Source organism: Okeania sp. SIO3B5, from assembly GCF_010692555.1.
Taxonomy (GTDB): Bacteria; Cyanobacteriota; Cyanobacteriia; order Cyanobacteriales; family Microcoleaceae; genus Okeania.
Genome location: NZ_JAAHHG010000212.1, coordinates 1 through 12,441, shown reverse-complemented (window position 1 = coordinate 12,441; position 12,441 = coordinate 1). Strand labels below are relative to the sequence as shown.

Sequence of the window (12,441 nt, the reverse complement as noted above, 5' to 3'; positions counted from 1 at the left end):
GTTAAACCAACTCCTGACATAGTTTGACCTACCCCTGAAGCCGTTAAACCAACTCCTGACATATTCATGCCCATGCCCATGCCTGAACTGGTTAAACCAACTCCTGACATAGTTTGACCTACCCCTGAAGCCGTTAAACCAACTCCTGACATAGTTTGACCTACACCCGAAGCAGTTAAACCAACTCCTGACATAGTTTGACCTACCCCTGAAGCCGTTAAACCAACTCCTGACATATTCATGCCCATGCCCATGCCTGAACTGGTTAAACCAACTCCTGACATAGTTTGACCTACCCCTGAAGCCGTTAAACCAACTCCTGACATAGTTTGACCTACACCCGAAGCAGTTAAACCAACTCCTGACATAGTTTGACCTACCCCTGAAGCCGTTAAACCAACTCCTGACATATTCATGCCCATGCCCATGCCTGAACTGGTTAAACCAACTCCTGACATAGTTTGACCTACACCTGAAGCCGTTAAACCAACTCCTGACATAGTTTGACCTACACCTGAAGCCGTTAAACCAACTCCTGACATAGTTTGACCTACCCCTGAAGCCGTTAAACCAACTCCTGACATATTCATGCCCATGCCCATGCCTGAACTGGTTAAACCAACTCCTGACATAGTTTGACCTACACCTGAAGCCGTTAAACCAACTCCTGACATAGTTTGACCTACACCTGAAGCCGTTAAACCAACTCCTGACATAGTTTGACCTACACCCGAAGCAGTTAAACCAGCTCCTGACATAGTTTGACCTACACCTGAAGCAGTTAAACCAGCTCCTGACATAGTTTGACCTACACCTGAAGCCGTTAAACCAACTCCTGACATAGTTTGACCTACCCCTGAAGCAGTTAAACCAGCTCCTGACATAGTTTGACCTACACCTGAAGCCGTTAAACCAGCTCCTGACATAGTTTGACCTACACCTGAAGCCGTTAAACCAGCTCCTGACATAGTTTGACCTACACCTGAAGCAGTTAAACCAACTCCTGACATAGTTTGACCTACACCCGAAGCAGTTAAACCAACTCCTGACATAGTTTGACCTACACCCGAAGCAGTTAAACCAACTCCTGACATAGTTTGACCTACACCCGAAGCAGTTAAACCAACTCCTGACATAGTTTGACCTACACCCGAAGCAGTTAAACCAGCTCCTGACATAGTTTGACCTACACCCGAAGCAGTTAAACCAGCTCCTGACATAGTTTGACCTACCCCTGAAGCAGTTAAACCAGCTCCTGACATAGTTTGACCTACACCTGACATAGTTTGAGTAGCTCCAGAGATATTGCCACCAGATGACCACATCCCTACACCTGATGCCATAGTATATGAACTGACTCCTTCTTCTATCATTTGTCCTGAACCAGGAACCATTTGAATAGAGCCAAACATAGAAGCAGCAATCCTTTGATTCTCCACTTCAGCTATGCCGAACATCTCTTCATAAATATCATCGGGATTATCATGAAAAGTAATTTTGCGACTGGCAGGAAGCAGTTCCATAAAAGTTTTGCCACGTAAATCTTCATCCCAACTCACTGTAATGAATTGATCATCAATCCAATCTGAGGGATAAACTGGAGGAATATGCACTCGCTCAGAACTAGCTAAAACTAACCACCTACCATCAGCACATCGATACCCTATTTCCACAATATAGTCGCGATCGCTTACTGGAATTGGTATATACCATTCACGAGCTAATTCATCACAAGGATATTCCTGAATACTATGAGGGCTTTGGTAGTTTAATTTAATGTCAGTCACATCATAAATTCGCAGCGCTAACTGCTGTCCCCCTTGACGACGTAACTCTTCCTTCTGTTCATTAGGAATATCCCAATAGGCGTATGCCCACTCTGGGTCCCGTGGCATTAAAACTATTCGGCTTTGAGCATACCCATTGGGTAAATCTGTTAAACCTTCATCTATGGATGAAAGAAAATCATCATTGTTGTTTTCTTGCCCTAATTCAAATTTTTTTGCTTCCACCTCTTCTTGTGTTTCTAATGCTGAAGGTGGAGCAGATGAGGTATGGCTAATACCTTGAGCTTCTATAACTGATGCCAGTAGTTGTGCTTTACGCATCCTGCTGTAACGAGATATACCTAGCTCACTAGCGACTTTGCGTAGTTGTCTCAAAGTCATCTCTTCTAGGGGTGGACGTTCTTGAACCATTCTGTATGTTCTCCTATTTTTTGACAGTATTTAGTATTTCATTTCCCAAAATTTAATAGGAAACTGCATCTAAATTTCTTGTTTTTTCAAGGACTCTTTTTCCGGCTCTAACAAATACTTGAAGGTTCTTAAAAGTTTCGAGATATATAGAAACAATAAGAAAAGCATTTTTTTGGGATCGCCGGGATCGCCTCTAAGTCTATATCTTGCAGAAAATTTCAGATTTGGTCAAGAGTCCTTACTCAAAGATTATGAGTATACATACGGGTTTATAGGGAATTCTGGATATCTAATGTTACGGTTCCTTAACATTACTAAAGTTATAATAAATTATAATATTATTAATTAATAAACTAATCTTATAATTAAATTAAAAATTTTTAATAAATATACTTATTTATTGAAGTGGCAGAAGTTTGAAGTAATCCATAGATGTAATGTAGGCGTTGCATAAATGCGGGATGGTTTTAATAGTTTTGTGGAAGTGGAATGGGCATCTTGCCTGTTCTTGATATTTTCCCCTGTTGCTTTACAGGAGAGCTAGGACGTGTCATCAATTAAATCTGAAAGTGCTATGTAGCAAGAGTTTTGAACTTTTGGCTTGGAAAGACTCCAGGTGCTAAAAACCTTGACTCACAAAGCTTATAGTTCTAATTGATGACAGACCCTAATTCCGGAGCTGTTGCCTTGTGCGTAGCGCTATACTATTCAGATAAATATTTAGGGCTTGCTAATTAGGGTTTGCTGATTAAATCTAAAAACATGACAAATAAAGGTTTTAGCCTTTTTAGAGTCGAATTGCAGTGCGCCTGTTTAAGTCTAAAACACTCAAAAAGTTAGTATTTTAGGCGTATAGTTGGGCAGAAAAATCATTCTTACAATTCTTACTCCTATCTCCTCGCTCATTCCCATTTCTCCTGTCTCCCCCTCCGGTGGAGGGGGAGGGGCGAGGGGTGGGTTGTCTCCTGTCTCCTGTCTCCTACCCCAGCAAAAAGACTTTTTCAGCAAACTCTAATTATATCATGTCCGGTTGAATAATTAGACAATGGTTGTCCGAAGGCAGGAGGCAGGAGGCAGGAGGCAGAAGGTTTTCTTTCATTGTCACCTTAATTTTATACACGCTCCGATGCTATCGGACATGATATTAAATATCAAAGCATTGACTGATATTGGTTGTAGGATTTTTTTGTCTCAAAAAGTATCAGCTTTTTGGTGGCAAGAGCTGCATAAAGCTAGTATTTTCAGACGATTATGGCAGAAAAATCACTCTTACAATTTTTCTGACTACTTCCTCTATAGCAATCCTAAATTAGGTTGCGACAAATCAAAAAGTAGATAAAAAAACTGAAACTCTTAACTGAAACTCTTACCTGTTCCCTGTTCCCTATTCCCTAAAAAGCAGTAAGATTTTTGACACGAATAAAATAGGATTGCTATATAATTCCCCTAACTCCTGAATTCTGGATTCTGTTTGCGGAGCATGACAAACGGAAATTCTGACTCCTACCCTTACCAAAAGACTCTATTAAGCAAACCCTATTTACTACAAATTTCTATTCTTTAGTTCTCTACAAATAGAGCGCGGCACACGCAATATTCTTTGTTCAAATAGACATTTCTGGAAATTACACGTATAGATCATTTTTGGTGTTTTTTTCCATAAATTTTCTTTCCTGTTGTCTGTCGCCTGTTCCCTACCTCTGCAAAAAGTCTATTCTTTTTCACCAGATGTTTAATGGTATAGCTAAATGAAAGAAACAATTTTTACCTTTTAATTCAAAGTACTCTAATCTTTTTTCTCTCTGTCTGCGTCATAAACTCTAGAAATCTTTATTTCATAAAGTTGCAAGCCAAGATGTTAAAATTACAACTTAAAAGTTATTGGAGTACATTCCAATTACGAATTTTCCATTTTCCATCTTGACGAACCAAGTCGTAACGAACAAGTAAGTTATCATTTTGAGAATTGGTTAATCTGTCATTATCATAAAACTCTACGTTTTCTCTAACTTGAGCTTCCACTTGAGCTTGATTGGCATTTGTTTTACTTATATCTTTTATCTCTAAACTATGCTTATACTTTCGATAAGAGTTCTCTAGCTTCAGAGCATTAGCTGTCGGTAACCAACGTTCAAGTGCCGGATCTACGAGAATGTTCTGTAATTGTCCAGTTTGATGATTAGGACCTAGAGCTGCAGCCTTAGTATCTAACCAACTTTGAATAGTTAGGCGTGCAGTTTCTTCTGTAATTGGACCTGATGCTGCGCTACTGACCTGATTAAGTTCTGGAATTTCCAATGGAGGTCTATCCAGTTGTACCATCGGTTGTTCCCTACCTAAGCCTAAAGCATTTGCTAACCAGCCAATAGTTTTAATTGCCACAAACCCAATCAATCCTATTGCTAATAACCCCAAACCTGCTATGAATATTAAACGACCAATCTTAACAGGTTCTCTTCTGGTTGATTTTCTGCGTGGATTTTGCTCAAGCATTGATTGGGGTAATTCTTTACTACCCGCTGACATATTTTCATTTAACTGAGGTAAACGACTTCTACTCCTTTCTCTAATTCTCTCTGAATAGCGACTATAGCTCAAGGAACTTCCTTGTTTTTGCATATCTGATGATAATTTCTCTGCTTCTTCAAGTGACCGTTCGGAACTACCTTCTAGTTGATTGGATGTTCTTGTGCTAGTTGAGGCCATAGTGGCAGTAGCAGCGCTACCCACACTAGATGTACGTTTTTGTCCCAAATCTAACACTGAAGATTGGTCTGTTTCTTTTTGATACAATGTTTCTTCTGTATCGCGATCGCGACGCGGTTGAACAACTACCCATTGATTAGTTGCTTCTGCTTCAGCAGGCAAAGCTTCTAGATAAGCTTGAACGTGGCGATCGGCAAAATAGTCTTTCAAAGAAGCTGACTTGTCAGATAGGTCGCGGAAATGCGGAAATACTTCCTCCGTCAACCAATGTTCAGCATAGAGACACAAACCTGGTAGTAAATCTGGAGATTCTTGAGAATTTTCTTTAATAAAGGATAAAGGTTCGTGTTCCTGACTTAGTTCTAAGGATCTACTAGCCTCTTCAGTTTGTCCTAAAAGTAATGAACAGACAGCTTTCTCTAGATTGACATCTTGACTCCTACCCAATTGCATCAGCATAAACTTAGCTTTACGAATTAAGGCTGGTTGTTTTTGGGCAAACCCTTGAGCTAAAAAAGTATAAACTGCTAAATATGTACCGACGGCAGAAGGACGATGAGCTTCAGACTCAAATAATTTCTTTTGTTCTGCCATGCTTAAATGGTGACGTAGCTGCTGAACAAACTTCAGAAAATCTTCAACCCCTAATCCAGATCGATCGTCACCTTGACCATCAATTCCTCCTCTTTCATTCAACATATCTTGAAGAATTTCTAACCCACGGCGACGGTCTAATGCTTTTTCTTCTGGTAGTTCGACTAATTCCATTATTCTATAAGGACGTAGCTTATAGAGGTCAGCTTGTATTTCTCCTCTAATTTGGACAAATAGGTTTTCTCGTAGCAATAATCCCTGACCTGCTTCTAAAGCTGTTGCCGCACTTTCATATTGTCCTTGTTGCCATTGCTCTCTTCCTAATTCTAAATTTGCTAAAGCAACTGTTAGGGCAATATCTGGTAGTACTAATACTGGATCTCCAAAACGGCCATCTTTGACTGCAATACTATTATTAATTAGATAGGGACGGGTCAACTTTAGGATTAGCTCATATTCTCCTAATTCCTGTAAAATTAAGAGAGCGCCCACAAACTGTCTATCTTCTATTTCTATGCTGGGAGTGTTAGGGTCAAATTCATGGCTAACCGGAGTTTCTATACCGTGAGAGCTTATCCCTCTTGTTAAACGTCTAGAAGCTACCTTTGGAGGAATTTCTTCTGTTTGTTGAAGTTTTGTTTCTTTCTCTTCTTCTTGTTGTTGTGCTTTTTCCAGATTTATCTCAGAACTTGGACTTATCTGTGCTAATTCCGGCTCGTAGGTTTTACTCAGAAAACTGCCATCGTAGGTTTGCCGTTGTTCTGGGTCAGATAGAGTAGCATAAGCCTCGTCTACAAGTTGTTTGCGGGCGACAATAGTTGCCTCTGAATACTCTCTTCTCGGAAACTGCTGAGTGCGGTCGCGATGTGCCTGTCGTAACTGTTCGACAGTAGCCTGAATTGGTAAACCCAAAATTCGGTAGTAATCTAATGGAATCCGCACAGTGCACTTCCTCAAAGGCTAGTTAATATAATTTAGTATAATTAGGTTATTATGTTAGCCTATAGTATACGATATTGCTGACTAAATTTAGAAATATTTTTGTTATTTTACCACTCTTTTTGACTACCTCTTCAGTGACATACTCCCACACTATAGCGTCAGCTTAGTGTGGGCTTCTCGTTTCGTAGTCCTGCTACTGCATCGGACAAGCGCGTGCTTTAAGGACGGGATGCCCCGCCGCCCTATTTTTTATATTTATTGCTGCATTTCCTAGGTCATGCTGCGCAAACAAGTCGCGGTCTATGACGATACCGCAGTGTGGGCAAGAATGAGTTCGTATGTTTAATTCTTTAGGGACTTTTTCCCCACAATTTGAGCAATCTTGGCTAGTATTTTTGGGGTTCACTGCTATAGTTTTCACCTCCAGCATTTCCGGCTTTGACAGTTAAAATAGACAGGAATTGTCCCCCAAATCGCATCGTTAATTGATTTACTCAATCGGGTTTAGGAATAGTTGGATCGACAATCACTTTTCAAATCAAAAAACAGAAATATTCACAATACCCAGTCCTTAGTATGGTACAGAAAAACTATATTATTGTAGTATAGTATGTAAGTTCAAAAACTTAGACCCCAAAGCCACAATCTCACATAAGTTTTGATTGTGCTGTTTAAGTACCTCTCATAGTTTGAAGTCGGCTAGAATCCATTAGTTTTTATATACTACCTTCACTACTTCGTTTTTAATTCTAACATCTTAATTACTTAAGGAGTCAAATCTTCTCTATATTTAGGGTTTATAAAAATTTTATTATATCATATAGCACGATTGTTTAAGACAAACATACTATTTTTTATTTCTTATCTTAAAGCAAAGGAGCTTTCAAGCTTTATGGCACTATATCGTTCAAAAGTTAGTAACATTTTTTGGTTTTCATACACAATTTCGGCATAAACTACCTAATAAATTCATTAGAACCTTTAACTTGTAATATAAGATTTATTACTAATCATACCTAGCTTAGAATAAATAAAATGATCCAAGAACGTACATTACCTACTTTTGATACCAATAGTATAAAAATTACTAAAGAAGAAGGATTAATACTATATGAAGATATGGTTTTAGGGCGCTTGTTTGAAGATAAGTGTGCTGAAATGTATTATCGAGGTAAAATGTTTGGCTTTGTTCATCTTTATAATGGACAAGAAGCAGTTTCTTCTGGTGTAATTAAAGCCATGCGCCAAGATGAAGATTTTGTTTGCAGTACTTATAGAGACCATGTTCATGCTTTAAGTGCTGGTGTACCAGCACGGGAAGTTATGGCTGAATTATTTGGTAAAGCTACAGGTTGTTCTAAAGGTCGTGGTGGGTCAATGCATATGTTCTCTGCTGAACATAATTTATTAGGAGGTTATGCTTTTGTTGCTGAAGGTATTCCTGTAGCAACTGGGGCAGCTTTTCAGAGTAAATATCGTCGGGAAACTATGGGGGATGAAGCTGCAGACCAAGTGACCGCCTGTTTCTTTGGAGATGGAGCTTGTAATAACGGCCAATTTTTTGAATGTCTTAATATGGCCACGTTGTGGAAATTACCAATTATTTATGTAGTGGAGAATAATAAGTGGGCAATTGGTATGGCTCACGAGCGGGCCACTTCTGAACCTGAGATTTATAAGAAAGCTCATGCCTTTGGTATGGTAGGTGTGGAGGTTGATGGTATGGATGTATTGGCAGTACATTCTGCTGCTCAAGAGGCGGTTGCGAGAGCTCGTGCTGGTGAAGGACCGACTTTAATTGAAGCTTTAACTTATCGATTCCGAGGACATTCTTTAGCTGACCCTGATGAATTACGGGATAAGGAAGAAAAGGAATATTGGTTTTCTCGTGACCCGATAGAGAAATTTACAGCTTATCTGACAGAACATAATTTGGCGGATGCTGCAGAGTTAAAAGCAATAGATCAAAAGATTGAAAATTTGATTGCTGAAGCAGTTGAGTTTGGTACAGGTAGTCCAGAACCTGGAGCAGATGAACTTTATCGCTACATTTTTGCTGAAGATTAATTAACTCAATTATTGACTTAAGTTTATCTTCAGCTACACTCTCAAATTTTAGTGGTCGGGTTTCTCATGTATTTTTCCAAAAACAACTTTATTTATATGTAGAAACCCGAAATATTTAGATCGATTAAAAGCTTTTTTCTTGGTAATTTAAAATTAAATTTATACCAATTTTATCCTGGTAAACAAGTAGTTATTTCTACAGTTTATCTCTTGAGATTAAAAGGGTTAGATGGACTAAGATTACTGTTTCAATACGAAGATTTGATAATCATTCAGATTGTTCATAACTCATCATAAGTCAGGAAAAAAAGTTATTTTGAATCAAACTTTATTTGAATAAAATTTTAGGGTTAAATTTATATCTGGTCATTATTTTTTTATTAATAAGCAACCATTAAATAGGGTTTGCGCTCAAAAGTCTTATGGGTGAGGGTAGGAGACAGGAGACAACCCACCCCTCGCCCCTCCCCCTCCCAGGAGGGGGAGACAGGAGAAATGGGTACGAGCGAGGAAGTAGGAGTAAGAATTGTAAGAATAATTTTCTCCCCAACTATGCGCCTAAAATACTAACTTTTTGAGCATTAAGAACTGAAACAGGCGCACTTTTTAAAAGCCCCAAAAAGGCACTTTTCTTTATATGTCAATGCTTTGAGATTTAATCAGCAAGCCCTAAATAAATCATAGGTGTATGCAGAAATAATATGAAACGGATTTGTTTAAAAACAACCGGATATTTTTTTTAGGGATGGTAAATATACTAAAGGTCAATAGAGAGATAATGGTAGATTAATTAATATGTAACTTAGTAAGTAGTCATGGAAAATTAATTGCATATTTAATGAGCGAGTTAAATAAGTAGACAAAATCATTTTTAGATTTTTATATCTATATGCTCAAGTATACGATTATCTTTTTCAGCCCTACTTCATACTCTCTACTCCCTACTAACAAATATTAAATTAATTTGGCACAAGTATATATGATAATTATTTGAGAAAAATTAACTCATTGAAAGTTGAAAGCTGAGTTTTTATAACCCTATTCACCCTAAGGTAGTTAGAGCTTAATTTGTGTTTTAAGCCTTAAACATAAAATTTTATCCCTCGCAGATATTGTAAATATTTAACCTTTATTTCTCTTTTTCCATAGGTTTTGTTGAATCAGGCTGAAATATAAATTTGGCAAAATCTAAAATCCTTTTCAGTTAATAGCTAGGTGTTCTCGATAGCAATGCGGAGCATTATCCCCATTAAAGAAAAATCAGCAAAGCCCTTAATCCAATTCAATCAAACATCTAAAATCATTCGTCACTGTGCAACATCCAATAGACAGATAGGGTGCGGACATAAACTGATAATGGTGCTTAGACAGGGAAATGTTTTTCCCACTGTTCCCTGTTCCCTGTTCCTATTCCCTGTTATAGGTGTGGAATCAGTGACATTTCCCACACTAAGCTGACGCTATAGCGTGAGATTCTCGTTTCGTAGCCCTGCCATTGCATCAGGCTCCACGAGCTTTAAGGACGGAATGCCCTGCCTTCCTATTTTTGATATTTACCGCCGCATTTCCTAGGTCATGCTACGCAAACAAGTCGCGGTCTATTACAATACCGCAATGCGGACAAGAATGAGTTCTTTCTAACCTTAAATAACCGGACATCATTTTCGATCAATGTTAAATTTAACATATCGCTATCTTATGTCAACATTCAGAAGTAAAAAATAAGTAATAAACCTCAGAGGTATTGTAGGAAAAATTAAAGAAAACTTATTATCAGGAAGCTAAACCCTGATTATTGATTCTTAACAGACGAACCAACTACAAATATCAACAAATGACAATGAAAAGAACAACAAACAAAGTATTTTGGCAACAACCTTTAACCTATCTATCTTTAATACTGGTAGGAGCTGGAGGAGCATTGTTAGGCCAACGCATCATATTCCCACAGACAACTAGCTCTTCGGAAAATTCAACACAGATAGTTCAATCATCTTCTAATAGTTATGGTAATTCTAAATCAGAAAAGTCTAATTGGTTACCAGTTAGAGCGCCTATTTCCAATGCTAACTTTATTGTAGATGCAGTCCAAAAAGTGGGTCCGGCAGTAGTTAGGATTAATGCTTCTCGAACATTCAGTCAACGACCTAATATGTTTGGTCGAGGAATACCAGAAGATTTCTATGGTTATGAATCTCCTAGATCTCGTTCTGGGCCAGTTGAGAGAGGTACTGGTTCTGGCTTTATCATTAGCTCTGATGGTAATATCCTCACTAATGCTCATGTTGTAGAAGGTTCAACTACTGTAGAAGTTGTCCTTAAAGATGGCCGTCGCTTACAAGGTAGAGTTTTGGGCACAGATTCTGTAACTGATGTAGCAGTGATTAAAATTGATGCTAATAACCTCCCTACCGTAACTGTGGGAGATTCAAATAACTTGCAACCTGGAGAATGGGCGATCGCTATTGGCAACCCTCTAGGTCTAGATAATTCTGTAACAGTTGGTATTATTAGTGCTACAGGTCGTTCTAGTAGTGATGTGGGTGTTCCAGATAAGCGAGTAGGATTTATTCAGACGGATGCTGCGATTAATCCTGGTAATTCTGGTGGCCCTCTACTCAATCAAAATGGTGATGTGGTTGGTATTAATACAGCTATTATTGATGGTGCTCAAGGCTTAGGATTTGCAATTCCTATTAATAATGCTCAACAAATTGCTCAACAATTAATTAAGGGGGGTAAAGCAGAACACGCTTATTTGGGTATTGCGATGCAAACTCTGACACCGGAGCTTAGGGAAGAACTCAACCGAAACTTAAATACAAATATTCGGTTATTCAACGACCAAGGGGTATTAATTATGCAAGTTGTACCTGGATCTCCTGCGGATAAAAGTGGTTTACAACCAGGAGATATAATTCAAAGAATTGATAATCAAACTATTACTAAGTCTGAAAATGTACAACAAATTGTTCAGAATAAAACGGTGGGTAGTTCGTTGGAATTGGAAGTTAATCGTAATGGTCAGAACTTAAATTTTCAGTTGCGTACTGGTAACTTACCATCCCGATTAAGAGGATAATTATCAGAAAAGGCAGAGGGCAGGAGGCAGAAGGCAGAAGGGAATTGTTCTTCCTATCCTCTGCACTCAGCATAGCTGCCTTCGTTTATTTAACTTTATTGGGCTTGAAGAAAGAAGGAATAAATATTTAGGTTTAATATATTTTCCAAGCCCCCGCGCATCCCCCAAAATTGGGGGACTTTTAGAAGCAAATTGACTCTTCCCCCAAAGTTGGGGGGCTAGGGGGCAAAATTAAGTATCAAAAAACTTTTCAGATATCCTCTAAGAAAAAATTATGGCAATATTAGAAATAGCTCAGTTAGGCAATGAGATATTACGATGTCAAGCTCAACCTATTAATAATATTTGGGATGTGCGACTCGTTGGCCACTAAACCAGGAAACTGGGTATAAACGGCCGTTCCAAGTCAATACATGAGGACAACCTCGACTTGTGAATAACTCTTATTACCTTGGTGGTGAAATTCCATCTGCCCTGTTGTTGGGTTAACAGCATAGGCCACACTGGTGAGACTGAACATCAAACTGGTGAAGCTGGTCTAAAAGCGGAACAATACCAGTTACCAGGAACGATACCGCAAGCAGAGGCTGACAAGTGGACGAACAGGAAGGTAATCAAACTCTTGTTACATTAAACCATTCCAAAGGTAGCTATGGGATGTAGGACGAAAGTCAGGGGGTCATAGGATAACATTATGTCCCAGAAGTTATCAGCAATCATATCGAACCCTCCGGGAGATTTTGCCTCACTAAATCAGCCGTAATAAAGGAATAAGGGAACGAGGAAACCTCTCTAAGACACCTAAGAATATAGGTCGAGAACTTAGGAAGCCATTCAAGGTCAATCTGCACA

6 protein-coding genes are annotated in these 12,441 nt (G+C 38.7%); 3 read left to right on the top strand and 3 right to left on the bottom strand.

Going from position 1 to position 12,441, the window contains the following annotated elements:
* A partial coding sequence (locus F6K54_RS43165; protein WP_366558225.1) for a DUF4912 domain-containing protein occupies positions 1-2,198 on the bottom strand: 2,198 nt, incomplete at its 3' end.
* Between the two features lie 1,045 nt (positions 2,199-3,243).
* On the opposite strand from F6K54_RS43165, the gene F6K54_RS24115 reads away from it, so the two are divergent.
* On the top strand, positions 3,244-3,537 hold the full coding sequence (locus F6K54_RS24115) for a hypothetical protein (protein ID WP_293082990.1): 294 nt from the start codon (positions 3,244-3,246) through the stop codon (positions 3,535-3,537).
* 539 nt (positions 3,538-4,076) lie between these two features.
* Here F6K54_RS24115 and F6K54_RS24110 read toward each other — a convergent pair.
* Positions 4,077-6,440 (bottom strand): IMS domain-containing protein, encoded by a 2,364-nt coding sequence (locus tag F6K54_RS24110; RefSeq protein WP_293082989.1) that lies wholly within the window; start codon positions 6,438-6,440, stop codon positions 4,077-4,079.
* A 193-nt stretch (positions 6,441-6,633) separates the two neighbouring features.
* Positions 6,634-6,861 carry a zinc ribbon domain-containing protein gene (locus F6K54_RS24105; RefSeq protein ID WP_366558224.1) on the bottom strand — a complete coding sequence of 76 codons (228 nt, stop codon included), beginning with the start codon at positions 6,859-6,861 and terminating at the stop codon, positions 6,634-6,636.
* Between the two features lie 614 nt (positions 6,862-7,475).
* Here F6K54_RS24105 and pdhA point away from each other — a divergent pair.
* Together pdhA and F6K54_RS24095 are read left to right on the top strand one after the other, a co-directional pair.
* A complete protein-coding gene (gene pdhA, locus F6K54_RS24100) occupies positions 7,476-8,507 on the top strand; it encodes a pyruvate dehydrogenase (acetyl-transferring) E1 component subunit alpha (protein WP_293082988.1) in 1,032 nt (343 codons plus the stop codon).
* A 1,840-nt stretch (positions 8,508-10,347) separates the two neighbouring features.
* Positions 10,348-11,589: an HhoA/HhoB/HtrA family serine endopeptidase gene (locus tag F6K54_RS24095; protein WP_293082993.1), complete on the top strand. Its 1,242-nt coding sequence runs from the start codon at positions 10,348-10,350 to the stop codon at positions 11,587-11,589.
* The last annotated feature ends 852 nt before the right edge of the window (positions 11,590-12,441 follow it).